The 25202-nt window shown below is 63.3% G+C and carries 29 protein-coding genes and 1 pseudogene; 12 read left to right on the top strand and 18 right to left on the bottom strand.

All coding sequences use genetic code 11. The features are described 5' to 3' along the window. Positions 1-108: 108 nt before the first annotated feature. Complete coding sequence (mnmE, locus tag ACYG9Y_RS25440) at positions 109-1431, bottom strand: tRNA uridine-5-carboxymethylaminomethyl(34) synthesis GTPase MnmE (RefSeq protein WP_023740212.1); 1323 nt, start codon at positions 1429-1431, stop codon at positions 109-111. Between the two features lie 32 nt (positions 1432-1463). Here mnmE and ACYG9Y_RS25435 point away from each other — a divergent pair. After that, positions 1464-1634 (top strand): annotated as a pseudogene (locus tag ACYG9Y_RS25435) (DUF255 domain-containing protein); the annotation flags it as partial. A 278-nt stretch (positions 1635-1912) separates the two neighbouring features. Here ACYG9Y_RS25435 and yddG read toward each other — a convergent pair. The 4 genes from yddG to hemE form a co-directional block, all read right to left on the bottom strand. Further along, positions 1913-2839 carry an aromatic amino acid exporter YddG gene (yddG, locus tag ACYG9Y_RS25430; RefSeq protein WP_023740214.1) on the bottom strand — a complete coding sequence of 309 codons (927 nt, stop codon included), beginning with the start codon at positions 2837-2839 and terminating at the stop codon, positions 1913-1915. A 170-nt stretch (positions 2840-3009) separates the two neighbouring features. After that, entirely contained in the window at positions 3010-4275 is a 1266-nt protein-coding gene (gene rho / locus ACYG9Y_RS25425) for a transcription termination factor Rho (RefSeq protein WP_023672113.1), read from the bottom strand. A gap of 163 nt (positions 4276-4438) precedes the next feature. Continuing rightward, positions 4439-4981, bottom strand: coding sequence for a protoporphyrinogen oxidase HemJ (hemJ, locus tag ACYG9Y_RS25420; RefSeq protein ID WP_023740215.1), 543 nt, complete (start codon positions 4979-4981; stop codon positions 4439-4441). Further along, positions 4981-6012 (bottom strand): uroporphyrinogen decarboxylase, encoded by a 1032-nt coding sequence (hemE, locus tag ACYG9Y_RS25415; protein WP_023740216.1) that lies wholly within the window; start codon positions 6010-6012, stop codon positions 4981-4983. The genes hemJ and hemE overlap by 1 nt, the downstream gene beginning before the upstream one ends. A gap of 307 nt (positions 6013-6319) precedes the next feature. Here hemE and ACYG9Y_RS25410 point away from each other — a divergent pair, with 307 nt between their 5' ends. From ACYG9Y_RS25410 to dnaQ, 5 genes are all read left to right on the top strand, one after another. Further along, the gene (locus tag ACYG9Y_RS25410) at positions 6320-7234 is read left to right on the top strand and encodes a pyruvate, water dikinase regulatory protein (protein WP_444849057.1); all 915 of its coding nucleotides are present in this window, start codon (positions 6320-6322) and stop codon (positions 7232-7234) included. Between the two features lie 58 nt (positions 7235-7292). Further along, positions 7293-7892: a Maf-like protein gene (locus ACYG9Y_RS25405; protein ID WP_023698100.1), complete on the top strand. Its 600-nt coding sequence runs from the start codon at positions 7293-7295 to the stop codon at positions 7890-7892. Beyond that, positions 7885-8712, top strand: a complete 828-nt coding sequence (locus ACYG9Y_RS25400; protein ID WP_023740217.1) for a shikimate dehydrogenase — start codon at positions 7885-7887, stop codon at positions 8710-8712. Before ACYG9Y_RS25405 ends, ACYG9Y_RS25400 begins: the two co-directional genes overlap by 8 nt. 27 nt (positions 8713-8739) lie before the next feature. After that, positions 8740-9324, top strand: coding sequence for a dephospho-CoA kinase (gene coaE / locus ACYG9Y_RS25395; protein WP_023698098.1), 585 nt, complete (start codon positions 8740-8742; stop codon positions 9322-9324). 125 nt (positions 9325-9449) lie between these two features. Then, the gene (dnaQ, locus tag ACYG9Y_RS25390; RefSeq protein ID WP_023698097.1) at positions 9450-10154 is read left to right on the top strand and encodes a DNA polymerase III subunit epsilon; all 705 of its coding nucleotides are present in this window, start codon (positions 9450-9452) and stop codon (positions 10152-10154) included. Between the two features lie 260 nt (positions 10155-10414). Here dnaQ and secB read toward each other — a convergent pair whose 3' ends face one another. Further along, positions 10415-10915: a protein-export chaperone SecB gene (gene secB, locus ACYG9Y_RS25385; protein WP_023672105.1), complete on the bottom strand. Its 501-nt coding sequence runs from the start codon at positions 10913-10915 to the stop codon at positions 10415-10417. 164 nt (positions 10916-11079) lie between these two features. Further along, positions 11080-11580 carry an FxsA family protein gene (locus tag ACYG9Y_RS25380; RefSeq protein ID WP_023714414.1) on the bottom strand — a complete coding sequence of 167 codons (501 nt, stop codon included), beginning with the start codon at positions 11578-11580 and terminating at the stop codon, positions 11080-11082. A 196-nt stretch (positions 11581-11776) separates the two neighbouring features. Between ACYG9Y_RS25380 and ACYG9Y_RS25375 the strand changes: the two genes are divergently transcribed. From ACYG9Y_RS25375 to ACYG9Y_RS25360, 4 genes are all read left to right on the top strand, one after another. After that, positions 11777-12481 carry a Tim44/TimA family putative adaptor protein gene (locus tag ACYG9Y_RS25375; RefSeq protein ID WP_023672103.1) on the top strand — a complete coding sequence of 235 codons (705 nt, stop codon included), beginning with the start codon at positions 11777-11779 and terminating at the stop codon, positions 12479-12481. 79 nt (positions 12482-12560) lie between these two features. After that, positions 12561-13661: a murein transglycosylase A gene (mltA, locus tag ACYG9Y_RS25370; protein ID WP_023740218.1), complete on the top strand. Its 1101-nt coding sequence runs from the start codon at positions 12561-12563 to the stop codon at positions 13659-13661. After that, complete coding sequence (locus tag ACYG9Y_RS25365; protein WP_023740219.1) at positions 13658-14176, top strand: Smr/MutS family protein; 519 nt, start codon at positions 13658-13660, stop codon at positions 14174-14176. The genes mltA and ACYG9Y_RS25365 overlap by 4 nt, the downstream gene beginning before the upstream one ends. Beyond that, positions 14176-14544, top strand: coding sequence for a helix-turn-helix domain-containing protein (locus ACYG9Y_RS25360; protein ID WP_023686054.1), 369 nt, complete (start codon positions 14176-14178; stop codon positions 14542-14544). The genes ACYG9Y_RS25365 and ACYG9Y_RS25360 overlap by 1 nt, the downstream gene beginning before the upstream one ends. Before the next feature lie 95 nt (positions 14545-14639). On the opposite strand, the gene ACYG9Y_RS25355 is transcribed toward ACYG9Y_RS25360, so the two are convergent. The 4 genes from ACYG9Y_RS25355 to ACYG9Y_RS25340 all read right to left on the bottom strand — a co-directional run bounded on the left by ACYG9Y_RS25355 (position 14640) and on the right by ACYG9Y_RS25340 (position 17882). Beyond that, complete coding sequence (locus tag ACYG9Y_RS25355; protein ID WP_023672099.1) at positions 14640-14846, bottom strand: hypothetical protein; 207 nt, start codon at positions 14844-14846, stop codon at positions 14640-14642. Positions 14847-15182: 336 nt separating this feature from the next. Then, positions 15183-15800 (bottom strand): transglutaminase-like cysteine peptidase, encoded by a 618-nt coding sequence (locus ACYG9Y_RS25350; protein ID WP_023672098.1) that lies wholly within the window; start codon positions 15798-15800, stop codon positions 15183-15185. A gap of 192 nt (positions 15801-15992) precedes the next feature. Then, positions 15993-17270, bottom strand: coding sequence for a polyhydroxyalkanoate depolymerase (locus ACYG9Y_RS25345; RefSeq protein ID WP_023740220.1), 1278 nt, complete (start codon positions 17268-17270; stop codon positions 15993-15995). A gap of 252 nt (positions 17271-17522) precedes the next feature. Next, complete coding sequence (locus ACYG9Y_RS25340) at positions 17523-17882, bottom strand: septal ring lytic transglycosylase RlpA family protein (protein ID WP_023672096.1); 360 nt, start codon at positions 17880-17882, stop codon at positions 17523-17525. 310 nt (positions 17883-18192) lie between these two features. Here ACYG9Y_RS25340 and ACYG9Y_RS25335 point away from each other — a divergent pair, with 310 nt between their 5' ends. After that, positions 18193-18378, top strand: coding sequence for a hypothetical protein (locus ACYG9Y_RS25335; protein ID WP_023740221.1), 186 nt, complete (start codon positions 18193-18195; stop codon positions 18376-18378). Positions 18379-18698: 320 nt separating this feature from the next. On the opposite strand, the gene ACYG9Y_RS25330 is transcribed toward ACYG9Y_RS25335, so the two are convergent. The 4 genes from ACYG9Y_RS25330 to ACYG9Y_RS25315 form a co-directional block, all read right to left on the bottom strand. Then, the gene (locus tag ACYG9Y_RS25330) at positions 18699-19502 is read right to left on the bottom strand and encodes an ATP-binding cassette domain-containing protein (RefSeq protein WP_023740222.1); all 804 of its coding nucleotides are present in this window, start codon (positions 19500-19502) and stop codon (positions 18699-18701) included. 7 nt (positions 19503-19509) lie between these two features. Continuing rightward, a complete protein-coding gene (locus ACYG9Y_RS25325; RefSeq protein WP_023740223.1) occupies positions 19510-20286 on the bottom strand; it encodes an ABC transporter permease subunit in 777 nt (258 codons plus the stop codon). Further along, the gene (ssuD, locus tag ACYG9Y_RS25320; protein ID WP_023702435.1) at positions 20283-21452 is read right to left on the bottom strand and encodes an FMNH2-dependent alkanesulfonate monooxygenase; all 1170 of its coding nucleotides are present in this window, start codon (positions 21450-21452) and stop codon (positions 20283-20285) included. The genes ACYG9Y_RS25325 and ssuD overlap by 4 nt, the downstream gene beginning before the upstream one ends. A gap of 69 nt (positions 21453-21521) precedes the next feature. Then, positions 21522-22475, bottom strand: coding sequence for a sulfonate ABC transporter substrate-binding protein (locus ACYG9Y_RS25315; protein WP_023740224.1), 954 nt, complete (start codon positions 22473-22475; stop codon positions 21522-21524). Between the two features lie 283 nt (positions 22476-22758). Between ACYG9Y_RS25315 and ACYG9Y_RS25310 the strand changes: the two genes are divergently transcribed. After that, positions 22759-23046 carry a GIY-YIG nuclease family protein gene (locus ACYG9Y_RS25310; RefSeq protein ID WP_023710330.1) on the top strand — a complete coding sequence of 96 codons (288 nt, stop codon included), beginning with the start codon at positions 22759-22761 and terminating at the stop codon, positions 23044-23046. Positions 23047-23182: 136 nt separating this feature from the next. Here the strand turns inward: ACYG9Y_RS25310 and ACYG9Y_RS25305 are convergent, their stop codons facing one another. The 3 genes from ACYG9Y_RS25305 to ACYG9Y_RS25295 form a co-directional block, all read right to left on the bottom strand. Further along, positions 23183-23365, bottom strand: a complete 183-nt coding sequence (locus ACYG9Y_RS25305) for a hypothetical protein (protein ID WP_023672089.1) — start codon at positions 23363-23365, stop codon at positions 23183-23185. Positions 23366-23445: 80 nt separating this feature from the next. Next, on the bottom strand, positions 23446-24306 hold the full coding sequence (locus tag ACYG9Y_RS25300; RefSeq protein ID WP_023740225.1) for an ABC transporter permease subunit: 861 nt from the start codon (positions 24304-24306) through the stop codon (positions 23446-23448). Then, positions 24303-25094: a taurine ABC transporter ATP-binding protein gene (locus tag ACYG9Y_RS25295; protein ID WP_023740226.1), complete on the bottom strand. Its 792-nt coding sequence runs from the start codon at positions 25092-25094 to the stop codon at positions 24303-24305. The genes ACYG9Y_RS25300 and ACYG9Y_RS25295 overlap by 4 nt, the downstream gene beginning before the upstream one ends. Positions 25095-25202 lie beyond the last annotated feature (108 nt).

The following is a 25202-nucleotide window of genomic DNA, read 5'->3' as shown; positions in this document are numbered from 1 at the left end:
GTGGCCAGTTGCCCTTTTGTTAAACGTCTCGTTTCACGTGAAACGCACTTGGGCGGCCCCCCTTCACGTGAGTCACTCATACCAGCGCCCCGTCATGTTTCACGTGAGTCACTTCCCAATGCAAAACTGCGAAAAGATTACGTCCAGCAGGTCCTCGACATCCACGGCGCCGACAATCCGGCCGAGCCGGTCCGCCGCGAGACGCAGCTCCTCCGCCCGCAGCTCCTGGCCGCGCTCTTGCCCCGACAAAGCCGAGATCAGAAAGCGCCTGGTCTCATTGAGCAGCTCCACATGCCGCAACCGAGACGGCAGGATGTCACCGGCATCGCCGATAGCAGCCGCGGCGCGCCTGCCGATCTCGGCCAGGAGTTCAGCCAACCCAGTGCCGTCCACCGTCGAGATCAACGCATCATACGCCTCCAATCGCGGCGAGCCTTTCAAGAGATCGACCTTAGTGCCGATTCTCAAAGCCGGGGCCTCAAGAGGCATGTTGCCGATCGCACTCGGGTCCGCCAGATCTTCCAGCAACAGCACCAGGTCAGCCGTGTGCGCCTTGGCCCGCGCCTTTTCGATACCGATCGCTTCGATCTTGCCGGGCGCCTCGCGCAGGCCCGCGGTGTCGGTTACCCTGACCCGCACTCCGTGGACATCCAGCACCACTTCGAGCAAGTCCCGCGTCGTGCCGGGCTCGTCGGTAACAATCGCTGCCTCACGCCTGGCCAGCGCGTTAAACAGGCTGGATTTGCCGGCGTTCGGTGCACCGAGGATGACAACCTCAAACCCGTCACGGAGGATCTCGGCGGCATGGAAGCCATCGACATGCCGGCCGATCTCCCCCACCATCGCGCGCACATCGGACCAAACCGTGTCCGAAACGGAACCGGGCACGTCGTCTTCGTCGGCGAAGTCGATTTCCGCCTCGATCATGGCCCGTGCATGGATCAGGCGATGGCGCCAGCTAAGATAGAGTTCGCTTTGCACTCCTTCGGCATTCTGCACGGCAAAGCGCCGCTGCGCTTCGGTTTCGGCGTTGACCAGATCGGCCAACGCCTCCGTCTCGACCAGATCCAGCTTGCCGTTGAGAAGAGCCCGGCGCGTAAATTCCCCAGGCTCCGCATGACGCAGGCCGTCAAAGCCGGCGACGATCTCCAGCATCTTGCCGGCGACGGCGCGGCCGCCATGGACGTGGAGCTCGGCGACATCCTCGCCGGTAAAACTGTTCGGCCCAGGAAAAAACAGCACCAGGCCGTTGTCGATAAGCGACCCGTCCACCGTTCGGAGCTTGCGCAGGGTCGCAACCCGGTCCTTGACCGTGCCACCGGCCACCGTTTCGACAACGAATCGAGTCCTCGGTCCGGAAATGCGGATGACAGCGATGCCGGCGGGCAGGCGCCCGCTGGACAGCGCAACGATCGAATCGCCTGAAATCATTTGCCCGTTCTCACCGGTCGCCTAGGTGTCAACAATCCCACAGTGTCGCGGCCGTCATGAACCGGCTGTTCGTCAATATCAAGGTCGATCGCGAGGAGCGGCCGGATTACCAAATCTGTATTGCCACCTTGTCATCCATGGGCGAGCAGGCGGGTAACAGCTGACCATGGTCCTAATTCGATGCCAAGCAGTTCTGGGCGGGCCAGCAAGCCCTACGCAGGCCGCATCGTTAACGCCTGTGCCTGGCCCGGAACCGTGAAGCTGGAGCCCCATCGCCCCCCGCAGCCTTCGTTCCGGCTGCGAAACAGAATCCCGACCCGCGTCACGCCGATATTGTCGCCCTCATCGGAATGCATGCGAATCGACCGAACATTGGCCAGTGGCATCCGGCCGCCGACCGGCAGACCGGAGCTATGCACCGGCTATCCTGCCCGTGGGGCCGGATCCGTAGGAGTCGAGCCGCTGTTGCGACGCCGGTAGCTCAACCCGTGTTTCCGTCCCAGGTCGAAGGAAGCGCCGTCAAATCAATGGATGGCGGCCGCGGCCCGAACAGCAAATCCTTGGCCGCGACCACCGCTCCGACCGTGATCAGGATGCAAGCAACAGCGACCGACCAGTGAAACACACCAAAGTCTGCCAGCAGAAGCACGATGACCGAGAAGAGGGGCGCCGCGTAGGAGAGGGCGCCGAGGATCATGATGTCGCCGTGCTTGCAGCCATAGTCCCAGGCGTAAAAGCCGGCGCCTAGCGGTATTACGCCCAAGATGACGATGGCGCTCCACTGCGTCGCCGTCTGTGGCCAGACGGTGGTCTCAAGGGTGAGGTGCAGCATCAAGGCGACCGCAGCCGTGATGAAGCAGTAACCGGCGACCACATCGGTCGGCACCTTGCCGAAGCGGCGCGACAAAACCGAATAGCCGGCCCAGATGAAAGCGCAGAACAGCGCGATGACATGCCCCTTCATCACACCATTGGCCAGTCCGATCGTGCCGCCCTTGGTGATCACCACAATGGCGCCGGCAAGGCCGAGCATGACGCCGGCGATGTGATGGGCCCTAAGCTTTTCTCCAGGCAGGAAGGCGGCAAAGACGACGATCAGCAACGGCCAGAGATAGGCGATCAGGCTGACCTCGACCGGCGGCGCCGACTGGATGGCGAAGAAATAGGCGCAGTGATAGATGCACAGCCCCGCTGTGCCGAGCGCCCAGACCTGCCACGGCTGGCGCAGCGACTTGATCGCCGCCGGACGGACAAGCCAGCTCGACGCGCCGACCAGCCCGCCAAGCAGAAACGTCATCGCCGCCAGCTGAAAGGGCGGAATCGGTCCCGCCGCCGTCGAAAGCAGCGCCAGGAAGGACCATGTCAGGATGGCCGAGAAGCCGATCAGGGTCGGGATTGTTTTCTCCATGCGGCTTCCGATCTTTGAGACGCGATTACTCGCATGACGACAGCTATGGAAATTGCCGCCCAAGGCCACGCCCTGTCGGAAATGCGACCTGTTTGCCCCCGCAATGAAAAACCCCGTCCCGGTTTCCCGGAACGGGGTTTCATGCATGACCGATGATCCGGTGAAACTGCTTACGTGTTCATTGAATCGAAGAAATCGGCGTTGGTCTTGGTCTGCTTCAGCTTGTCTATCAGGAACTCGATCGCGTCGGTGGTTCCCATCGGCGCCAGGATGCGGCGCAGGACGAAGATCTTCTGCAGATCCTGCTTGGAGACCAGCAGGTCCTCCTTGCGGGTGCCTGACTTCAAGATGTCCATGGCCGGGTAGATGCGCTTGTCGGCGACCTTGCGGTCGAGCTGGATTTCGCAGTTGCCGGTGCCCTTGAACTCTTCGAAGATGACTTCGTCCATGCGGCTGCCGGTGTCGATCAGCGCGGTGGCGATGATCGTCAGCGAGCCGCCTTCCTCGATGTTGCGGGCCGCGCCGAAGAAGCGCTTCGGCCGCTGCAGCGCGTTGGCGTCGACACCGCCGGTCAGCACCTTGCCGGAGGACGGCACAACGGTGTTGTAGGCACGGCCGAGGCGGGTGATCGAATCGAGCAGAATAACGACGTCGCGGCCATGCTCGACCAGGCGCTTGGCCTTTTCGATGACCATTTCGGCGACCTGGACGTGGCGCACCGCCGGTTCGTCAAAGGTCGAGGACACGACCTCGCCCTTCACCGAACGCTGCATGTCGGTCACTTCTTCTGGCCGTTCGTCGATCAGAAGTACGATCAGATAGCATTCCGGATGATTGGCCGTGATCGAGTGGGCGATATTCTGCATCAGCACCGTTTTACCGGTACGCGGCTGCGCGTTGATGAGCGCGCGCTGTCCCTTGCCGATCGGCGCCACCAGGTCGATCACCCGCGACGAGATGTCCTTGCCGGTCGGATTGTCGATCTCCATCTTCAGCCGCTTGGTCGGATAGAGCGGCGTCAGATTGTCGAAATGGATCTTGTGACGAATCTTTTCGGGATCGTCAAAATTGATCGTGTTGACCTTGAGAAGGGCGAAATAGCGCTCGCCCTCTTTTGGGCTGCGGATCGGCCCTTCGACGGTATCGCCGGTCTTCAAGGAGAAGCGGCGGATCTGCGAGGGCGAGATGTAGATATCGTCGGGACCCGGCAGATAATTGGCGTTGGCTGAGCGCAGGAAGCCGAAACCGTCCTGCAACAACTCGACCACACCATCGCCGATGATCTCGACGTCCTGGGCGGCCAGTTTCTTCAGGATGGCAAACATCAGTTCCTGCTTGCGCATGACGCTGGCGTTTTCCACTTCGAGCGATTCGGCATAGGCGATCAGCTCTGGCGGCTTCTTGTTCTTGAACTCTGCGAGTTTCATTTCTTGCATAGACGGACTCTGAATCTGCTTTGGGGAAAATATATCGGCTGGATGCGATAAATGCCGGGCGCGGCCGAAAGCAATCAAGGGCGGCGCATGACGGGAAGGAAGACCCGTCTTTTATCGTCGGTCGGGGGAAAGAGCAAGCTGCGTTTTGTCGACCGAAATGGGCCTAGAACGGCTTGACGACAACCAGGATGACGATGGCGATCATCAGCAATGTGGGGATCTCATTGACGATTCGCCAGTGCCGCGCCGGTTTTTCATTGCGGTCCTCGGCGAATTTCCTGACAGCACCGGCCAGATAGCCATGCACGCCCGACAGCAACAGCACCAAGCCTATCTTGGCGTGCAGCCAGCCGCCGTGAAAGCCAAACACTTTCCAGGCAAGCCAAAGCCCGAACACCCAGGTGACGATCATCGCCGGATTGATGATGCCGCGCAGCAGACGCCGCTCCATCACCTTGAAGGTCTCCGATTGGACGGACCCCTTCTCTGTGTCGGCGTGGTAGACCAGCAATCGCGGCAGATAGAGCATGCCGGCCATCCAGGAGATGACGGCCAGGATATGGATTGCCTTCGCCCAGGGAAAGAAACCCTCAGGCGCAAAGAAAAACAAAAGTGCGGTGAGAACAACCAGCACTCCGATGCCGATGGTCATCCGCATCATCGCCCCACGAGTGCTGTTGCCGCCCGTATTATCTGATTGAGCCATCAGCGTGTCGCGCTCCGCACCTGCTTCACCATCGCCTCGACATGCGCCACCGGTGTCTCCGGCGTGATGCCATGGCCGAGATTGAAGATCAGCGGTCCGTCTCCCAGCGCCTTGAGGATCGCATCGACGCCGTCCGACAGGGCTTTGCCGCCGGCCACCAGGCGCAAGGGATCGAGATTGCCCTGGACCGCCCCTGAATGCTGCAGTTCGTTCGCAGCCGCCAGGGGCACGGTCCAGTCGATCCCCAGCCCCGTCACCCCGGTCTTCTCACGATAGGTCTCGTAGCGGGCGCCGGCGCCCTTGGGAAAGCCGATGATCGGAACATCGGGATAAACCGCACGAACTTGCCTGACGATCTCCGCCACCGGCTGCACGCAGAACTGCTCGAAAGACGCATCATCAAGCACGCCGGACCAGGAATCAAAGATCTGCACCACGTCGGCACCGGCTTCGATCTGGCGGATCAAATAGGCCGCGGAGTGATCGGCGAGCACTTTCAGGAGATGCTTGAAGGCCATCGGTTCGCGATAGGCAAACAGCCGCGCCGGCGCTTGGTCGGGTGTGCCGTGGCCGGCGATCATGTAGGTCGCCACGGTCCACGGCGCGCCGCAGAAGCCGATCAGCGTGGTCTCGTCAGGCAATCTTGCCCGCAGCCGGCGAACCGTCTCGTAGACCGGTTCGAGATTCACGTGAAACGTTTCGCCGTTGAGAGCCGAAATCTCATCTGCAGTGATTGGCGTCAGCAGCGGCCCGCGGCCCTCCTCAAAGCGGACATCGCGCCCCAGCGCATGCGGCACGACCAGAATGTCCGAGAACAGGATCGAGGCATCGAAGCCAAAGCGCTCGATCGGCTGCAGCGTCACCTCGACGGCCAGATCAGGATTGTAGCAAAGATCGAGGAAGGACCCGGCGCGCTTTCTGGTCTCGCGGTACTCCGGCAGATAGCGCCCGGCCTGGCGCATCATCCAGAGCGGCGGCGGAAATGCTGCCTCGCCTCTCAGCACGTCCAGCACGATGCGGTTCTCGGGCATTGAGCGCTCTCTTCCCCTGCCTTCTCTATAATTAAATAGTTTATTTCTAGAATCTTCTGATTCTAAGAGTCTGTTGGTATCGGTGGTTGTCACCTGTCCCGCTTTGCCCTGGAAAAGACCAGCCAGCATTTTGTCGCGTGCTTCTTCCGCGGGATTGGCAAAGAGTGTGGATGACCAGGATTCCATCACTGGCGTCAATGGTTTGGCGTAGCCGCTGAAAAACCGCCTCTGTGGATGAAGCGCTGGCAAAAACGCCCGTCCCCAGATTTGTCCCAGCCGCACCGTGGAGCTGACAGCGCATCGAATTGTGGACAACTGGCCTTCTGATACAGTCGCCTCCAGCCGGTCGCCTTTGCGGTCCCTATTTATCCACACAAGCCCACAGCCTGAGGCGCCCCCTGTGAACAAACCCCAGAGCTTCTTTCACCTGCACCTGATCTCCGACGCCACCGGCGAGACGCTGCTGGCGGCCGGCCGCGCCGCCTCGGCGCAATACAAGGATGCGCGCGCCATCGAGCATATCTATCCGCTCATCCGCACCGAAAAGCAGGTGGCGAAAGTCTTCGAGGACATAGAGGAGGAACCGGGCATCATCCTCTACACCGTCGTCGACCAGAAGCTGGCGCGCGGCATTGACGAGCGCTGCGCCACCATGGGGCTGCCCTGTGTTTCGGTGCTGGAGCCGGTCCTCACCGTCTTCCAGTCCTATCTTGGCACGCCGGCCGGCCGCCGCGTCGGCGCCCAGCATGTGCTCGACGCCGATTATTTCCACCGTATCGACGCACTCAATTTCACCATGGAGCATGATGACGGCCAGCTGCCGCTCAATATGGACGACGCGGATGTGGTGCTGATCGGCATTTCCAGGACATCGAAGACGCCGACCAGCATCTATCTCGCCAACCGCGGCATCAAGACCGCCAACATCCCGATCGTGCTCGGCGTGCCGGTGCCCGAAAGCCTGGTCGCTGCCACCAAGCCGCTGATCGTCGGGCTGATCGCCACCGCCGAACGCATCTCGCATGTCCGGCAGAACCGCGTGCTCGGCAACAGCAGCACCTACGAAGCGACCGATTATGTCGACCGTGCCTCGATCGCCGAAGAGCTCGCCTATGCCCGCCAGATCTGCACCCGCCACAATTGGCCGATGATAGACGTCAGCCGCCGCTCGATCGAAGAGACCGCGGCAGCCATTGTTGCCCTGCGGGGGAAGAATAGATGATGGGATGGCAACGCGACCTCCTGCCCCAATCAACCACTATCGACCAGGCCCAGAACCCATGACCGAAAAAATCATCCTCGCCTCCGGCAGCCCGTTCCGCAAAGCAATGCTCATCAATGCCGGGCTCGGCATCGAAGCGGTGCCTGCCGATGTCGACGAGCGTGCGCTCGAGGCGCCGTTGCAGGACAGCGGTGTGTCGCCGGAAGATGTCGCCCTGATACTCGCCGAAGCCAAGGCGACCGAGGTCAGCGAACGCAGATCGGGCGCCTTGGTGCTCGGCTGCGACCAGACTTTGTCACTGGGAGATGAAGTGTTCCACAAGCCGGCCGACATGGAAGGCGCCCGCCGCCATCTGTTGGCGCTGTCAGGCAAGACGCATCAGCTGAACAGCGCCGCCGTGCTCTGCCGCAACGGCAAGGTGCTGTGGCGCCATGTCGGCATCGCCAGCCTTACCATGCGCAAGCTCGATCCGGCCTTCGTCGGCCGGCACCTGGCCCGCGTCGGCGCCAAGGCGTTGTCGAGCGTCGGCGCCTACCAGATCGAGGGCGAAGGCATCCAGCTGTTCGAAAAGATCGAAGGCGATTATTTCACCATTGTCGGCCTGCCGCTGTTACCGGTGCTGGCGGAATTGCGTGCGCTCGGAGCCATCGATGGTTGAGAAAAAAGCTTTCGTCACCGGCCATCCGATCGCGCATTCGCGCTCGCCGAAGATCCACGGCTATTGGCTGAACACATACGGCATCGACGGCAGCTATTATGCGATCGATGTCGCGCCGGCCGATTTTCCCGAGTTCCTCTCGTCGCTCGAGGCCAATGGCTATCAGGGCGGCAACGTCACCATTCCACACAAGGAAGTCGCCTTCGCCCGGGTCGAGCGCCGCGACGAGGCGGCGGAGATGATCGGCGCGGTCAACATGCTGTGGCTGGACGACGGCGTGCTGTGGGGCGGCAATTCGGACTGGATCGGCTTTGCCGGCAATCTCGACGAGCATGCCCCGGGCTGGGAGAGAAGCGCTCCGGCCGTGGTGCTCGGCGCCGGTGGCGCCTCGCGCGCGGTCATCCACGCGCTTAAAGTGCGCGGCATTAAAGATATCCGCATCGTCAACCGCACATTGGCGCGGGCGCAAGAACTCGCCGACCGCTTCGGGGCCGGCGTCTCGGCGCATGGCGCGGTCGGCGACTTGCTTGGCGATGCCGGCTTGCTGATCAACACGACGGCACTTGGCATGCATGGCGATGCGACGCTGGCCGCCGATCCGGCCGGCCTGCCAGCTCACGCCATTGTCGCAGACATCGTCTATGTGCCGCTGGAAACACCGCTGCTTGCCGCTGCCCGCGCGAGAAATTTGAAGACGGTCGACGGGCTCGGCATGCTGTTGCACCAGGCTGTGCCCGGTTTCGAACGCTGGTTCGGCAAGATGCCGCAGGTCACGCCTGAGTTGCGACAGATGATCGTCGCCGACATCCTCGCCAAATGATGGGTCGCAAATGATGGGCGCCAAATGATGACCGTGCTCGGCCTCACCGGATCGATCGGCATGGGCAAGTCGACGACGGCGAAAATGTTCGTCGACGCCGGCGTGCCGGTGCATGACTCCGACGAGACCGTGCATCGCCTCTATGCCGGCAAGGCAGCACCTCTCGTCGAGGCGGCCTTTCCCGGCACCGTGATTGCCGGTTCGGTCGACCGCACCGAGTTGGCGCGCCGCGTGCTCGGCAACGCTGCTGCGCTGAAGACATTGGAGGCGATCGTCCATCCGCTGGTGCGGGCCGATGCCGATGCCTTTCTGGCAAGGCACCGCGCCGCCGGCGCGCCGCTCGTCGTGCTCGACATTCCGCTGCTGTTCGAAACCGGCGGCCGCAACCGTGTCGACAAGGTCGTCGTCGTCACCGCGCCGGCCGATATCCAGCGCGCCCGCGTGCTGGCGCGTCCTGACATGAGTGAGGAAAAGCTGGCGGCAATCCTGGCCAAGCAGGTGCCCGACGCCGAAAAGCGCCGGCAGGCCGATTTCGTCATCGACACCGGTGAAGGCATGGACGCCGCCCGCACCGCGGTCGGCGCGATCATTGCCGAGCTCTCAGGACGCTGAGCTCGCCTGCTAACTCCTGGGGGATAAGTCGCGCCCATCAGGCCCCTGACGGCAGGCTGTCGGCATTACCCATTGCCATTTTGTTCCGCTCCATGATTCTACTCCTCCAGGAGTAGGTTGATTCTATGCGTGAGATCATTTTCGATACCGAAACCACCGGACTCGACATGCGCGACGACCGCATCATCGAGCTTGGCGGCGTCGAGCTGGTCAACCGCTTCCCGACCGGCCGCACCTTCCACAAATTCATCAATCCGCAGGGGCGCGCCGTCCATGTCGAGGCGCAAGCCGTGCACGGCATCAGCGCCGCCGACCTCGTCGGCAAGCCGACCTTTGCCGAAATCGCCGAGGAATGGCTCGCCTTCACCGACGGCGCCAAGCTCGTCGCCCACAACGCCAGTTTCGACATCGGCTTCCTCAACACGGAATTCGGGCGGCTCGGCCAGCCGGCCATAGACACCGGGCGCGTCGTCGACACGCTGGCGCTGGCGCGGCGCAAGCACCCTATGGGACCCAATTCGCTCGACGCGCTCTGCCGCCGCTACGGCATCGACAACGGCCACCGCACCAAGCACGGCGCGCTGCTCGATTCCGAGCTCCTGGCCGAAGTCTACATCGAACTCATCGGCGGCAAGCAGGCCGCACTTGTCCTCGACGCCGTCGTGGTGCAGCTCAACAGCAATGGCGACGTTGCCGATATCGACATCTCGATCGCCGCCAGGCCAATTGCCCTGCCGCCGCGCCTGACCGAGGGCGAGCGAGCGGCGCATGCGGGGCTGGTGGCGACGCTCGGTGAAAAGGCGCTGTGGCTGAAGGTGGCGGCGGGGTGAGCGGATCGCGGAGGTAGCGTTCCGTCACACCCCTCTCTGGCCTGCCGGCCATCTCCCCCTCAAGGGGGGAGATCAGCAGCTTCGCCGCTCCAGCCCATTCCTGCAACGTCTAAAGTTGGCGAAGGTCGCGATGACGGCCATCTCCCCCCTTGAGGGGGAGATGCCTGGCAAGGCAGAGGGGGGTGCTGTCCCGCCAGCATCTCAGTAGACAAAACCCGGCACGAAGCCGGACTTTCAATTCATGCGCGCGACGCGAGCCTTCAGCTCACCTTGACCTTGGATGCCGCCTGGTCCTCGGCCAGCTTCTGCTGGAACATCTGGGCGAAATCGATCGGGTCGAGCATCAGGGGCGGGAAGCCGCCATTGCGGGTGGCTTCGGCGATGATCTGGCGGGCGAACGGGAACAAAAGCCGCGGGCATTCGATGAACAGGATGGGCAGCATGTGCTCCTGCGGGAAGCCGGCGATGGCAAAGACGCCGCCATAGACCAGTTCGACATTGAACAGCACTTCCTGGTCGAAGGACGCCTTGGCGTTCAAGGTCAGATTGACGTCGAACTGCTTGTCGGAGAGCGGGTTGGCATTGACATTGACGTTGATCGCGATGCCGGGGGCCTTGTCGCGGCCGCGCAGCGAGTTCGGCGCGCCGGGGCTTTCGAAGGACAGGTCCTTCACATACTGGGCAAGCACGTTGAGCGACGGCTGCGCCGTTTCGCCGTTGCCGTTGGCGGCGCCGACCGGCGCGTCATCTTTGCTGGCCATGAGCCTTGTTCCTTTTGCCTGGACAGCAGCGCTGACCGAATTGAAATCGGGCGTTGGCTAGCATGGTCGGCATGACAAGACAAGGTTTGCCGCCTTCAGGCCGAAGGGGTCGATGTAGCCTCAGTCGTCCTGAAGGCGACGGTCAGTCGTCCTCAAGGCGACGGTCAGTCGTCCTTCAGGCGGCGCCACGGCGAGTTATGGTCGGGACCGCGCTTGAAATCGTCCTCGCGCGAATAGTCGCCGTCGTCGAGGTCGATGACCTTGTCGCGCGACCTGCCGCGAAAACCGCCGGCGGTGAAATCGGTCGCGACGACGATGCGGCCCTTGAGCCTGCGCCAGGCAAGGTCGCGCACCGGCGGCAGGAACAGCAGCAGGCCGATAATATCGGTAATGAAGCCGGGGATGATCAACAGGATGGCGGCGACCACGATCATGGCGCCATGCGCGAGCTGGCGGCTGGGGTCGCCGCCGCCGGCCATCTCGGCGCGGACCCGCGCCATGACACCAAAACCCTGGTGCCGGAGCAGAAGCACGCCGGCAATGCTTGAAGCCAGCACCAGGCCGACCGTGGCGAGCGCCCCGACCTCGCGGCCGACAATGACGAAACCGGCGATTTCCAGCAGCGGCAGCGCAAGCAGGAACAGAGGAAGGAAGGAAATGCGCAAGTCTTGACCGATCGTTTCCATGTTTGCCGGGCGGCGCATAATCGCCGCTGGCACTGAGGCCGTTAGATAGGTATGCCTGCCTTTGATTTGAATGATTGCGCCATGCGTTCTATATGCTTTGCATGTTTAACGCCATGCGACCGCCGCCCGATTGGCTGGCGGTCCCGGCCAGGTCAGGGATTGATTGGCGAAAGATATGGGATTCTTCGACTTCGGCACCATTTTCTTTCTGATTGCGGCGGTGGTGATCTTTTTCCAGCTGCGCAACGTGCTTGGCCGCCGCACGGGCAGCGAGCGCCCGCCCTTCGATCCGTACACGGCCAGCCGCACCGAGAAGGACGCGACCCAGAAGCCCGAAAATGTGGTTTCGCTGCCACGCAAGCGCATGCCGGGCGAGACGGCTGCCGAGACCTATGCGGCCATCGATGCCTTCGCAAAGCCCGACACCGACCTCAACAAGGGCCTGCGCGCGATCAAGGATAATGATCCCTCCTTCGACCCCAAAGTCTTCGTCGACGGCGCCAAGATGGCTTATGAGATGATCGTCATGGCCTATGCCGATGGCGACCGAAAAACGCTGAAGAACCTGTTGTCGCGCGAGGTTTTTGACGGCTTCGTTGCCGCGATTGGCGACCGCGAGGCGAAAGCCGAAAAGATCCAGTCCTCCTTCGTCGGCATCGACAAGGCCGACATCGTCTCGGCCGAGATGAAGGGCGGCGAGGCCCACATCACGCTGCGCATCGTGAGCGAACTGATTTCGGCGACCCGCGACAAGGCGGGTGCCGTCATCGATGGCGATCCCGAGACGGTGGCCGAGGTCAAGGATGTCTGGACCTTCGCACGCGACACACGCTCGCGCGATCCGAACTGGAAGCTGGTCGCCACCGAGGAAGAAGACTGAGCCTATGCATGTCGCCCGGCGCGGGCAGCTTTTTTGGGATAGCGACATGCAGGCAAACATGGGCAGTGGCGAGGCTGAGGTGTCGCTCTCGCCGCTTTTCGTGGAAAAGTCCTTCGATGATCTTCCCGGTTGGAATTCCGATGACCATCTGCCCGCTTTCGAAGCCTTCCGCCGTTCGGCCTTTCATGTCCTGAACAAGCCCTACCGCACCGGTTCGTTGGGCGTCCGGTTCGACGCGTTTGCCGGCGCTTATGACGAGGCGCGTACCGTTTCGCCGGCGAATCGGTCGGCGGCCAAGGGTTTTTTCGAGCGCCATTTCGCCCCGGTCCAGATTCGATCCGAAAACCCCGGCCTGGTCACCGGCTTCTACGAGCCGGAAGTCGAGGCCTCACCAGTGCGCACGGATGAATTCACGGTGCCGCTGCTGGCGCGGCCTTCCGATCTCGTCGACATCGATGATGCCAACCGCCCCAAGGGCATGGACGACTATCTCGCCTTCGCCCGCGATACGCCGCAGGGCCTGGTGGAGTATTTCGACCGCAGTGAGATCGAGAGAGGCGCGCTGGCCGGCCAAGGCCTGGAAATCGCCTGGCTTGCCGACAAGGTCGACGTCTTCTTCATCCATGTGCAAGGTGCGGCCAGGCTGAAGATGACCGACGGCCGGCTTTGCCGCGTCACCTACGCCGCCAAATCCGGCCAACGTTTCAGCGGTCCGGGGAAGATTCTCGCCGAACTCGGCGAAATCCCACTGGAAAAAGTGACGATGCAGTCTATCCGCGCCTGGTTCAGGGCGCATCCAGACCGCATCGACGAGATCCTCTGGCAGAACCGCTCCTACATCTTCTTTCGCGAAGCCGATGTCGACGATGCCGCACTCGGTCCTATCGCCGCCGCCAAGGTGCCGTTGACGCCGGGCCGTTCGCTCGCGGTCGACCGGCTGCTGCACACATTCGGTACCCCCTTCTACATCGACGCTCCGTCGCTGACCGCCTTCGACGGAAAACCGTTCCGGCGGCTGATGATTTCGCAGGACACCGGCTCGGCCATCACCGGACCGGCGCGGGGCGATCTGTTCGCCGGCTCCGGGGATGCGGCCGGCGAGATCGCCGGCGTCGTTCGCAACGCGGCCGATTTCTATGCCTTGGTTCCACGCGCTCTCGTTTCGGAATCGAATCGATGAGCAAGCGTCCCGATAAACTCAATGAAGACGACCGGGTGCTGTGGAACCTGGTGGCGCGCACCGCCCGACCGCTGAAGGGCCGGACCGCGGTCGACATTCCCGACATCGTCGTCGACCCTAAGCCGGCACAGACGCCGGTCGCTGTCGGTCCGGTCCTCGCCGCCAAGCCGAAGGCGCAGCATGTTTCGCATGCGCTGGACGAACCGACGCTGGACAAGCTTAGGAAAGGCCGGCTGCCGATCGAAGGCCGCGTCGATCTGCATGGCATGACCCAGGACGAGGCCTATTCGCTGCTGTTTTCGTTCCTGCACCGGGCCCATGCCGGCGGCATCCGCTATGTCCTCGTCATTACGGGAAAAGGGTCGTCGTTGGGCGGCGACGGCGTCTTGCGGCGCGCCGTGCCTGCCTGGCTGTCGACGCCTGCCTTCCGGCCGCTGGTCTCCAGCCACGATCACGCCGCCCGCAACCACGGCGGTTCGGGCGCGCTCTACGTTCGGCTCAGGCGAACCCGCTGATGACGCCGTTCGGCGAAAAACTGCGGGCGCTTCGAGCCGAGCGCGGCTTGCGCCAGAAGGACATGGCGCAGGCGATCGGAGTCAGCGCCGCCTATCTGTCGGCGCTGGAACATGGCCGCCGCGGCGCGCCGACCTGGACGCTGATCCAGAAGATCATCGGCTATTTCAACGTCATCTGGGACGATGCCGAAGAGCTGGCGCGTCTGGCCGAGGCCTCACATCCGCGGGTGAGACTCGATACGTCCGGCCTCAGTCCTGCCGCCACCGAGTTGGCCAATCTCCTGGCCGAGAACATCGAGAAGCTGAGCGAAGCCGAGCTTGCCCGCATCACCGCCTCGATCCGGGCCGCACTGGAGCGGCGTAAGTAGGGCGGCGCCAAGGCCACGAATGCTCATCAATAGCGCCGGCATTTCATCCTGAAGGCGATGCCCGCCGGCCGTTAGCCAGCGGGCATATAGCGAGATTACTTCGCGCCGGCCTGGCCGCCACGGCCGCCAGTGCTGTCATGATCGCCGCCGCGGCCGCCACCCAGGCAGTCCGAGGTGAGATCGCAACAGCGATTGCCCCACTGGTTGTTCTTGGCGCAGCCGGTCTGGTCGGCCATAGCGGATCCGGCCAGGGACGATACCGCGATGGCGGCGAGGAAAGCATTACGCAGGAAAGCAGTCATTTGAAGTCTCCATGGTTGGGTTTCTGTTTACGGCTGTGTGTCGCCGCTGGAGACGGTTTGGTTCACGCAGGTAGCGAAACTTTTTGAGGAGGCGTTTCGAGAGATAAGATTTCGAGGTCAGCGCTGCCCTCATCCGCCGCGCTGCGCCTATTTTGCAACGTTGACGATTGGCGAAATCACCGATGGCAGCATCTTTCTCCCCGTCACTATACGGGGAGAAATGCCCGGCAGGGCAATGAGGGGCAGCGCCGACTTGCGGTTATCTCGTGAAAGTTATTAGCCGCGGGCTTCCCACGAAGCTGTTCGCAGCGACGCGCTCACATGCATCGTCCTTATTTACTGAACCGCGCCGACCAGCACCTGCTGGCCGCCGCGGATCGAGACCCAGCGGCCGGTGTTGTCGATGGCCTGCCGCTTGAGGAAGCGATAGCCGGTGGCGTCCCAGATCTTCACCTTGTCGGTCAGATTGTCGAGGACGTAGTCGCCCTTGTCGGTGCGCACCGTCAGCACGGCATGGCCTTCGCCGTCCGGCTTGCGCACGACGGTGATCAAGAGATCGGCCAGCGACACGCCAGAGCGCGAGAGCTGGCGGCGCTTTTCCAGCACATAGTCTTCGCAATCGCCGACGCCCTTGTCGGGATAGGCCCAGACCTCGTCCTTGCCATAGATGTCGTAGTCGCTCATCGGCTTGACGGCGGCGTTGACCCTTGACGTCACGTTGATCAGCTTGCGCATGAAGGCGTCGGTCATCGCGGCGGGGTTGAGGTTGCTCGGCCGGATCGAGCATTCGCCGGGCTGGGTTTTACAGAAATCATAGTGGCCGATCGGCTGCGAGGTCATGCCGCCCGTCGCCATGGCGCCGCCTGCAAGTGCCGGCACTGCCCAGCACGCAGAGATCGCCAGCCCTGCTGCCGCCCACAAGCGCAGCGTCCGTGCCATCGGTGAGGAAGTCATTGTCCCCGTTCGCCCTTGTTCTTAACGAAAGGTTAAAGGGGATTTACACTCCGTGTCAATTATCGGGGGAGCCAGATTCTTCGGCATGGTTACCCGCGCCCGCCCAACAGCGTCTATTGTGCAACAGAACGCCTGTGGCGCGCAAAATCGCCCCGCTTTTGCGGGCAATGCACGCTGCAGCCGGATCGAGCCTCAGCCTTTGGCGGAGCGGACCAGCTTGGGTTTCACCGCTACGCGTGTTTGGCGGCCGTAGCTTGTGATGAAATCGACGATGCGCGGCACGATTTCCGAGCGGAATCGCGACCCGTTGAAGACGCCGTAATGGCCGACGGCCGGCTGCATGTAATGCGCATGCCGGTCAGCCGGGATGTTGGGGCAGAGATCGTGGGCGGCCTGGGTCTGGCCGAGACCGGAAATGTCGTCGTTCTCGCCTTCGACCGTGAACAGCGCGACATTGCGGATCGCCTTGGTGTCGACAACCTCGCCGCGATGCGTCATCTCGCCCTTGGGCAGCGCATGGCGCACGAACACCGTGTCGACGGTCTGCAGATAGAATTCCGCCGTCAGGTCCATCACCGCCAGATATTCGTCGTAGAAATCGCGGTGCTTCTCGGCATTGTCGCCGTCATGCTTGACCAGGTGCATGAAGAAGTCCTTGTGGGCGGTGATGTGCCGGTCGAGGTTCATGCTCATGAAGCCCGACAACTGCAGGAAGCCCGGATAGACTTCGCGGCCGAAGCCCGGCACCGGCCAGGGCGCGTGCATGATGACGTTGTCGCGGAACCAGTCGATGCCCTTTTCCTTGGCCAGAAGATTGACCGCGGTCGGATTGCGGCGGGTGTCGATCGGCCCGCCCATCAACGTCATGGTCGAGGGCACGAAGGGATCGCCGCGCTTTTCCATCAGCGCCACCGCCGCCAGCACCGGCACCGAAGGCTGGCACACCGCCATCACATGGGTGTCCGGCCCCAGCGCATGCAGCATGTCGATGATGTAGTCGATATAATCGTCGAGGTCGAAATGGCCGTCGGTCACCGGCACCATGCGGGCATCGACCCAGTCGGTGATGTGCACGTCGGCATAGGGCAGCATCGCCTCGACCGTGCCGCGCAGCAGCGTCGCATAATGGCCCGACATCGGCGCCACGATGAGAAGCTTGGGGTCGGCCTTGCGCCCGTCGGGCACCGACCGCTCGAAGCGGGTGAGATTGCAGAACGGCCGCGACCACACGGTCTTTTCGCTGACCTCGACGCTTTTCCAGTCGACCACGGTCTTGCTCAGGCCGAAATGCGGCTTGCTGTAGCGGCGCGTCGTGCGCTCGAACAGTTCGGCGGTGGCAGCGACCGAGCGGCCCCACGGCGTATGCGAAAACGGATTGAGCGGGTTGGTGTAGAACAGCCGCACTGCATCGGCATAAAGCCGCGCGGGCTGCAAGGCGGCATGGTTCATTTCATAGAGCTGATAGAACATCAGGTACTCCGCAGCTGCCGTGACCGAAGGGACGACGGACAGCGCCGAGCCTTGAATGTCTCGCGCGGAGGTTAACAAGATATTGCTGCGATGCAATACGTCACGTGGCGTGACATATGCCAATTTTTCGTCCAAGGCCTTGAGAAACCGCGTTGGGCGGGTGCAGCCGGCTCAATGTGCACTGCAAAATGCAAGGCTGTTGGACGACGGGGCAGGATGTGTCCGGCCCGATCGGGCCGGACTTGGACAGATCTAGACGCGCGCCATGCACACCGAGGTATGGCCGGAGCCGATGAAGCCGAGTTGGCCGGCGGCACCCTTGGACAGATCGAGCACGCGCCCTTTGATGAACGGGCCGCGGTCGTTGATGCGCACGATGACGCTGCGGCCATTATTCTGGTTGGTCACTTTCAACTTGGTGCCGAAAGGCAGGCTGCGGTGCGCGGCGGTCAGCGCCGACGGATTCATGCGTTCGCCATTGGCGGTCCTGGAATGCAGTGCGTACCAGGAGGCGCGGCCGCACTGGCCGGCGGCGGAGGAGGCGGATGCACCGACCATTAGGCCAGCCGCGATCGTTACCGCGACAAGCGCGGTCTGGTTTGTTTTCTTCATGTTGGGGGGATTGGCTCCGTTTTCGACAGACCCCAGCCGTTAAGTGCCGAATAAGGCGGGAAATGCGGCAAGCATCGGGCAGTTCCGTGGCACCGGCACACGTTTGGAGTCGCTGGGAAACAGTTTGTCAGGCATCTTTCGTGTGGCGCGGCCGTATCGCCGGCGATATTGCGAGCTGTTTCACAGATTCCGTGAGCAAGGCAGGACGTTATAGTACAAGTAGAAGAGAGCGCGATTGGGCGCCGTCCTTTCGCTCTGTCATCACGGTCATGGCGCAGTTGACGATCGACTTCGGAAAGGAATCTTGGCGATGAGACTGTTCAGATATCTGCTGGCTCTGATCGTACTGACCATCGGCGCGCTGTGGTCGCTGCAAGGCATTGGCGTGGTCGGCGGCAGCTTCATGACCGGCCAGTCGCAATGGCTCTATATCGGCATCGTGACCATGCTGGTCGGTTTCGCCGGGCTGGTATGGGCGAGCCGTTCGCCGGGGTGAGTTGCGACGAAAGTCGACCGCCACAGATCGACCCCCACTCCGTCGAGCTTCGCTCGACACCTCTCCCCCGATCGACGGGGGAGAGGAAAGGCGCGAGCCTTGCAGGGGCGCGAACTTATGCGGCCTGGCTCCCCACCTCTCCCTCCGGAGGGGGGAGAGGTGGCGCCGCGAAGCGGTGACGGAGTGGGGGAAGGCGCTGGTCAAACCCGCAGTCGCAAACAGGGCCAACCCGGCGAGCAAGAAAACAGCCACCCCATATTGCCGGTCCATTCTGTTACCTATCTATCCGGTTCGGATAGAATGCCCTGCCCGCGACAGCACTACCCGAACAGCTGATCCAGAATCCTGCCCTCCAGCCTGGCAAGCTCGACCGAACCGCGCCGGCGCGGCCGCGCCACCGACACGTCGAGATCGAGCGCGATGCGGCCGTCCTCGATCACCACCACCCGGTCGGCGAGCGCAACCGCCTCGGCGACGTCATGCGTGACCAGCACCGCGGTGAATTTTTGCTCCAGCCAGATGCGTTCCAGAAGCTGCTGCATTTCGATGCGGGTCAGCGCATCGAGCGCGCCGAGCGGCTCGTCGAGCGCCAGGATCCGAGGCTGGCCGATCAGGGCGCGCGCCAGCGCCACGCGCTGCTTCTGGCCGCCCGACAGCACCGAGGGCCATTCGTCGGCGCGGTCGGCGAGGCCGACTTCACCCAGGATGGCGAGCGCGCGCCGCCTGGCTTCCGCACCGGTGGCAAGCCCGGTCAGCCCGACCTCGACGTTTTTCACCACGCTGGCCCAGGGCAACAGCCGCGGCTCCTGGAACATGAAGCGGCTCTCTTCCCCGGCGCCGGCCTTCGCCTCCGGCCCGAATGTAAGGGATCCAGCGGTTGGCCGATCGAGCCCGGCCAGCAGCCGCAACAGCGTACTCTTGCCGCAGCCGCTCTTGCCGATGACGGCCACAAACTGTCCGACGGGCACATCGAGATCGATGCCGTCGAGCACGACCTTGTCGCCAAAGCGCTTTTCCATGCCCTTGAAGGCAAAGGCGCGCTGCCTTTCGACGGCCTCCTCCGGCCGTGACGGTTCCGGCGCGGCGACGAAGGAACGGATGGCGGTCAGGCTGGCGGTTGGCATCGAACCCTCAGGCGTTCTGGAAGGCGGGATGCCAGCCGAGCGACAGCCGCTCGAGCAGGCGGGCGAAGCTGTCGGCAAGCTTGCCGAGCAGCGCATAGATCAGGATCGACAGCACGACCACATCGATCAGCAGGAATTCGCGTGCCTGCATGGCCATGTAGCCGAGGCCGGAACTGGCCGAGATGGTTTCGGCAACGATCAGCGTCAGCCACATGATGCCCAGCGCATAGCGCAGGCCGACGAAGATCGCCGGCAGCGCGCCGGGCAGGATCACCTGAAAAAACAACGCGCGGCGGTCCATGCCGTAGACCCGGCCCATCTCGACCAGATGCGGGTCGACGCTCTGGATGCCGAGCAGCGTGTTGACGTAGATCGGGAAGAACACGCCGAGCGCCACCAGGAACAGTTTTGCTTCCTCGTCGATGCCGAACCACAGGATGACCAGCGGGATCAGCGCCAGATGCGGGATGTTGCGGATCATCTGCAGCGTCGTGTCGGTCAGGCCGCGGCTGAGCGCCGACAGCCCGTTGGCAAGGCCGAGTGCAAAGCCGATCGAGCCGCCGATGGCAAAGCCGGCCAGCGCGCGCAGCGTGCTGACGCCGATGTTCTGTATCAGCTCGCCCGACAGCGTCAGCCGCCAGAAGGCCTCGGCCACCGCGCTCGGCGCCGGCAGTACATTGGCCGGCATCACGCCGGCGCGGCTGGCGGCTTCCCAGCCAAGCATGACCAACGCCGGCAGCAGCCAGCCGATGCCGTTCTGTTTGACCCGTTGAGCCAGGCTCATGACGACGCCTGAAGGCGGTTGGCGCCGTGGAAGCCGACGGCGAATTCATTGGCGATGTTCTCATGCGCCCGTGCCCGCCTGGTGCCCAGGCCGAGACGCGGGAACAGAAGCTCGGCGACGCGGTAGGCTTCCTCGAGATGCGGGTAGCCGGAGCCGATGATGGTGTCGATGCCGATCGCCTGATACTCGCGGATGCGCTCGACGATCTGCTCGGGCGAGCCGACCAAAGCTGTGCCGGCGCCGCCGCGCACCAGGCCGACGCCGGCCCACAGATTGGGCGAAACCACCAGCCTGTCGCGGCGGCCGCCATGCAGTTCGGCCATGCGCCGCTGTCCCACAGAGTCCATCTCCCTGGTGAAGCGGGCCTGGGCATTTTCGATCTGGGCATCGGTGACGTGGCTGATCAGCCGGTCGGCGGCGCGCCAGGCCTCTTCCTCGGTCTCGCGCACGATGAAATGAAGCCTGATGCCGAAACGCAGTTTGCGGCCGCGCCGTTCAGCCTTTTTGCGCGCCGCGCTGAGTTTTTCCGCCACCTGCGCCGGCGGCTCGCCCCAGGTCAGGTACATATCGACGAGATCGGCGGCGAGCTCCTGGCCGGCATCGGACGAGCCGCCGAAATAGAGCGGCGGCCGCTCCTGTTGCGGCAGAAGGTCAAGGCGGCCATTGTCGACGCGGTAATATTTGCCGTTGAAGTTGACGCTCTCGCCCGACACCAGCGCGCGCCAGATGGTCAGGAACTCTTGCGCCTGCGCATAGCGCTCGTCATGCGGCAGGAACACGCCATCGCCGGCAAGCTCGGTCGGGTTGCCGCCGACCACGACATTGAGCAGCAGGCGGCCATTGCTCAGCCGGTCGAGCGCCGCCGTCTGGCGCGCCGCGAAGGTGGGCAACGTCACGCCGGGCCGTAGCGCCACCAGGAATTTGAGCTTTTCCGTCAGCGCTGCAAGGCCGGAGGCGGTGATCCAGGAATCCTCGCAATTCTGCCCGGTCGGCAAAAGCACGCCGGGAAAGCCGAGCCGGTCGACGGCCTGTGCGATCTCCTTGAAGTAAGCGAACTCCGGCGGCCGCTGCTGCTGTTCGGAGCCGAGATAGGAGCCGTCGCCATGCGTCGGGATGAACCAGAAGAAATCGAGCGGGCCGGCTTGCGGGCTTGATGAAGCGGTCATGGCGAAATCCCTGAAGCTTGAAACGGCAAAGGCGCCGGGCGTTTTCCGCCCGGCGCCACACAAGAAAGTTCAATTGCCCGGTGCGGTCCACACGGCGTCGGAGATGCGCACCGCGTTCGGGATCAGCTTGAGCTTGTAGAAGCGATCGGCTGTCGCCTGCTGGCCGGCGATGATCTCGTCGGTGATCGGGAAGATGCCGAATTTGGTGCGGTTGGCCGCGATCGTCTGTGCATCGAGCGGCACGCCGGTCACCTCATGCAGCGCCGCGGCAACCTTGTCGCGGTTCGCGTCCGCCCATTTCGCCGCCACGCCGAGCGCCGATATCGTCGTGGCGATCGTCTCCGGATGCGCCTTGGCGAAATCCTTGTTGGCGAGGAAATAGGTGTTCACCTTCAGCACCTCGCTGGAGCGCGCCAGCACGCGCGGTTGGTAGCGTGTCTCGGCGATGGCGTAGAACGGATCCCAGACCGCCCAGGCATCGATCTGGTCGCTGGCGAAAGCCGCCGCAGCATCGGCCGGGCTGAGATAGACCGGGGTGATCTGGTCGAAGGGGATGTTTGCTTTTTCGAGTGCCGCGACCAGCAGATTGTGCGCGCTGGTGCCTTTGCCGACGCCGATGCGCTTTCCCTTGAGGTCGGCGAGCGACTGGATCGGCGATGCCGGCTTGACGAAGATCGCTTCGCCGTCGCCATTGGCCGGCAGTGCCGCCGCATAGACGATGTTGGCGCCGGCCGACTGGCCGAAGATTGGCGGTGCGTCGCCGGTCCAGCCGACATCGATGGCGCCGACATTGAGCGCCTCGACCAGCGGCGGGCCGGCGGTGAATTCGACCCATTTCACCGCGACACCCTTGTCGCTCAGCGCCTTCTCGATCGCCTGCTGCTGCCGGGCGATGACCGGCAGGCCGGTCTTCTGATAGCCGATGTTGAGCTGCTTCAACTCCTGCGCCGAGGCACTGAGCGAGGCAGCAATGCCCGCCGCCAAAAGGCCAAGGCCGAAAACGCGTCTGGTCAGGCTGAACATGATCCCTCTTCCTTCGCTGCGAACCGGCGCCGGGAAGGGCTCCCTGCCGTGGATGAGAGACAAGGCTAGGTAGGTCTATAAATTTAGTAGAGAAACGATTTTGCGAGTTGGCTGCTTGACGTGGAAATATTTTCTTCAGAACCCAGCGCTCGTCATCCTAGGGCGAAGCAAGGAGCGAAGCGACGCGGCGCAGACCCTAGGATCCATGCCGTGACGTTTGCCGTAGAGTGGAACGGATCAGAATGTCGCTTGTGCGCGAACCGAGGCTCGATACCCTGAAACCATGACCGGCTACGTCTACATGACTGCAAGCCAAAAACGCGGCACGATCTACATCGGCGTCACCAACGATCTCGCCCGCCGCATGCCTGAACACAAATCCGGCCAGGGCGCAGGCTTCACCAGCCGCTACGGTGTTCAACGGCTGGTCTGGTATGAGGAATTCTTCGACATCACCGATGCCATTCAACGCGAGAAGTCGCTGAAGCGATGGCCGAGACAGTGGAAGATCGAACTGATAGAGAAGGCCAATCCGGAGTGGTTTGAGCTGTTTCGCGGAACCGGGTGGTAGGCGCCCGGTTTGTTGCTCCCCTGGAGCGTAGCATCAGCGTCTCGGCATGGATCCTAGGGTCTGCGCCGCGTCGCTTCGCTCCTTGCTTCGCCCTAGGATGACGAAATCGCGAAGGCTGGCGCTAATCACCATCACCTCACTGCGACCAATACTGCCAGGCCCAGTAAAATCCCTCGTCGCGTGGCGGCAGGCGGTCGCGTTCGGCGTCGAGTTGCACGGGGGCCGGCGATTTCGGTTGCGGCTGTGACGACGAGTTCTCCCGCCAGGCGAGCAGCCAGTTGCCGAGGTGGGCGAACAGCACCGCGGTGGACTGGGTCATGACATCACTCCTTCTGTTCCGGATCGGCGGTCGCCGTGCTGCGAAGGGAAGCAGCCGGTCAAACCGGCAGAAACTTGTTGTCATTCCTTTCCCGCCCACGGAACCAGCTGACGCTCGATCCGGCGGATGATGAATTCCAGCACGAAGGCTATTGTCGCGATCACCACTATTCCCATCACCACGACATCGGTGACCAGGAACTGGGCGGCCGACTGGATCATGAAGCCGAGGCCGCGCGTTGCCGCCACCAGCTCGGCTGCAACCAGCGTCGACCAGCCGGCGCCGAGCGCGATGCGCAGGCCGGTGAGGATCGACGGCAGCGCGCTGGGCAGGATGACATGGCGCACCACTTGGCGCTGCGTCGCACCAAGCGAACGGGCCGCATCGATGCGCTCCTTTGAGACACCGCGCACGCCCGAGGCCGTCGACAGCGCCACGGGCGCCAGCATGGCAATGGCGATCACCAGGATCTTTGACGGCTCGCCGATGCCGAACCAGATGATGACCAGCGGCAGATAGGCGAGCGGCGGGATCGGCCGCAAAAATTCGAGCAAGGGATCGAAGATGCCGCGCCCGACCGTCGAAATGCCCATAGCCAGCCCAGCCGGAACGCCGATGACGATGGCCGCGAGCAGCGCCGCGAACACGCGGCCGAGGCTGGCGACGATGTGCTGGAGCAAAGTCGCGTCGACGAAGCCGTCCTTGATCACCACGATGAACTTGGTCCACACGGCAGCGGGCGACGGCAGGAACACCGGCGACACCAGTTGCAGGCGCGCAGACAGCGCCCATGCCGCCAGCGCGGCCAGGATGGTGACGGCGCTGATCGCCCGCGAGGAAACCCCGCGCCGCTTCCGCACCGGCCGCGACCACGGCACCGAAATGGCATCGGCCTCGCCGGTCCCGGTGGCTGGCCGCTCGCTGTAGGAGGTGACGCTCATGCCGCCTCTCCTTCGAAGATCGCATCGGTCAGATCGCCGCGCGCCGCGGCAAAGGCTGGATCGGCCTTGATGGCGCGGATCGGCTCGCCTGCGGCATAGCGCCGGCTGAAACCGGTCTCGAATGTCCGCACCACGCGGCCCGGTCCGGGCGCCAGCACGACGATGCTTGTGGCCAGCACCAGCGCCTCCTCGATGCCATGCGTGACCATCAGCACGCCAACCCGGCTTGCGGTCCACAGGTCGAGCAGCGTCGTCTGCATGCGCTCGCGCGTCAGCGCATCGAGTGCGCCGAGCGGTTCGTCGAGCAGCAGGAATTCCGGTTCGGCGGCGAGTGCACGGGCGAGTCCGACGCGCTGGCGCATGCCGCCGGACAATTCCCAGATGCGTTTGTCGCCGACGCCGTCAAGCTTGACCAGCGCCAGCAACTGGTCGGCGCGGCGCGCCCGCTCGGCTCGCGGCACGCCGCGCAGCCTGAGCGCAAAGGCGACGTTTTCACGAGCCGTCAGCCAGGGAAACAGCGCATCGTTCTGGAACACGACCGCCCGGTCGGAGCCTGGGCCGGTGATCGGCCTGCCGCCGATCGTGGCGACTCCGCGCGCGGGCTCGACCAGGCCGGCGGTGACATTGAGCAGCGAGGTCTTGCCGCAGCCGGAGCGGCCGACCAGCACGACGAAATCGCCCTTGGCGACATCGATGGAAACTCGGTCGACCGCCGGCGCTGCCTGGCCGTCATAGTGAACCGAGACCTTGTCGAGTACGAGATGCGGGTCGAGTACGAGATGCGGCATGAAAAGGGGCTCCGGAAGAAAATCAGCCTGCCCCGGCCCTCGTTAAGCGGATCCGGGACAGGCAGCACGCGGCGTCAGGGAAGAGGAAACCGCGCGTGTTCAGAGCAT

The sequence above is a fragment of the Mesorhizobium sp. W050 genome (genome assembly GCF_054719535.1).
This window is presented reverse-complemented; position numbering and strand designations above follow the sequence as displayed.

What these genes read in the sequence shown, in the direction of transcription:
- ACYG9Y_RS25345 (WP_023740220.1), bottom strand. Translation starts at nt 17,270, where the DNA reads ATGTTCTATCAGCTCTATGAAATGAACCATGCCGCCTTGCAGCCCGCG.
- ACYG9Y_RS25360 (WP_023686054.1), top strand. Translation starts at nt 14,176, where the DNA reads ATGACGCCGTTCGGCGAAAAACTGCGGGCGCTTCGAGCCGAGCGCGGC.
- secB (WP_023672105.1), bottom strand. Translation starts at nt 10,915, where the DNA reads ATGGCCAGCAAAGATGACGCGCCGGTCGGCGCCGCCAACGGCAACGGC.
- hemJ (WP_023740215.1), bottom strand. Translation starts at nt 4,981, where the DNA reads ATGGCTCAATCAGATAATACGGGCGGCAACAGCACTCGTGGGGCGATG.
- yddG (WP_023740214.1), bottom strand. Translation starts at nt 2,839, where the DNA reads ATGGAGAAAACAATCCCGACCCTGATCGGCTTCTCGGCCATCCTGACA.
- coaE (WP_023698098.1), top strand. Translation starts at nt 8,740, where the DNA reads ATGACCGTGCTCGGCCTCACCGGATCGATCGGCATGGGCAAGTCGACG.
- ACYG9Y_RS25325 (WP_023740223.1), bottom strand. Translation starts at nt 20,286, where the DNA reads ATGAGCCTGGCTCAACGGGTCAAACAGAACGGCATCGGCTGGCTGCTG.
- rho (WP_023672113.1), bottom strand. Translation starts at nt 4,275, where the DNA reads ATGCAAGAAATGAAACTCGCAGAGTTCAAGAACAAGAAGCCGCCAGAG.
- ACYG9Y_RS25310 (WP_023710330.1), top strand. Translation starts at nt 22,759, where the DNA reads ATGACCGGCTACGTCTACATGACTGCAAGCCAAAAACGCGGCACGATC.
- ACYG9Y_RS25375 (WP_023672103.1), top strand. Translation starts at nt 11,777, where the DNA reads ATGGGATTCTTCGACTTCGGCACCATTTTCTTTCTGATTGCGGCGGTG.
- ACYG9Y_RS25315 (WP_023740224.1), bottom strand. Translation starts at nt 22,475, where the DNA reads ATGTTCAGCCTGACCAGACGCGTTTTCGGCCTTGGCCTTTTGGCGGCG.
- ACYG9Y_RS25300 (WP_023740225.1), bottom strand. Translation starts at nt 24,306, where the DNA reads ATGAGCGTCACCTCCTACAGCGAGCGGCCAGCCACCGGGACCGGCGAG.
- ACYG9Y_RS25355 (WP_023672099.1), bottom strand. Translation starts at nt 14,846, where the DNA reads ATGACTGCTTTCCTGCGTAATGCTTTCCTCGCCGCCATCGCGGTATCG.
- ACYG9Y_RS25400 (WP_023740217.1), top strand. Translation starts at nt 7,885, where the DNA reads ATGGTTGAGAAAAAAGCTTTCGTCACCGGCCATCCGATCGCGCATTCG.
- ACYG9Y_RS25405 (WP_023698100.1), top strand. Translation starts at nt 7,293, where the DNA reads ATGACCGAAAAAATCATCCTCGCCTCCGGCAGCCCGTTCCGCAAAGCA.
- ACYG9Y_RS25340 (WP_023672096.1), bottom strand. Translation starts at nt 17,882, where the DNA reads ATGAAGAAAACAAACCAGACCGCGCTTGTCGCGGTAACGATCGCGGCT.
- hemE (WP_023740216.1), bottom strand. Translation starts at nt 6,012, where the DNA reads ATGCCCGAGAACCGCATCGTGCTGGACGTGCTGAGAGGCGAGGCAGCA.
- ACYG9Y_RS25350 (WP_023672098.1), bottom strand. Translation starts at nt 15,800, where the DNA reads ATGACTTCCTCACCGATGGCACGGACGCTGCGCTTGTGGGCGGCAGCA.
- ACYG9Y_RS25330 (WP_023740222.1), bottom strand. Translation starts at nt 19,502, where the DNA reads ATGCCAACCGCCAGCCTGACCGCCATCCGTTCCTTCGTCGCCGCGCCG.
- dnaQ (WP_023698097.1), top strand. Translation starts at nt 9,450, where the DNA reads ATGCGTGAGATCATTTTCGATACCGAAACCACCGGACTCGACATGCGC.
- mnmE (WP_023740212.1), bottom strand. Translation starts at nt 1,431, where the DNA reads ATGATTTCAGGCGATTCGATCGTTGCGCTGTCCAGCGGGCGCCTGCCC.
- ACYG9Y_RS25305 (WP_023672089.1), bottom strand. Translation starts at nt 23,365, where the DNA reads ATGACCCAGTCCACCGCGGTGCTGTTCGCCCACCTCGGCAACTGGCTG.
- ACYG9Y_RS25295 (WP_023740226.1), bottom strand. Translation starts at nt 25,094, where the DNA reads ATGCCGCATCTCGTACTCGACCCGCATCTCGTACTCGACAAGGTCTCG.
- ssuD (WP_023702435.1), bottom strand. Translation starts at nt 21,452, where the DNA reads ATGACCGCTTCATCAAGCCCGCAAGCCGGCCCGCTCGATTTCTTCTGG.
- ACYG9Y_RS25335 (WP_023740221.1), top strand. Translation starts at nt 18,193, where the DNA reads ATGAGACTGTTCAGATATCTGCTGGCTCTGATCGTACTGACCATCGGC.
- ACYG9Y_RS25365 (WP_023740219.1), top strand. Translation starts at nt 13,658, where the DNA reads ATGAGCAAGCGTCCCGATAAACTCAATGAAGACGACCGGGTGCTGTGG.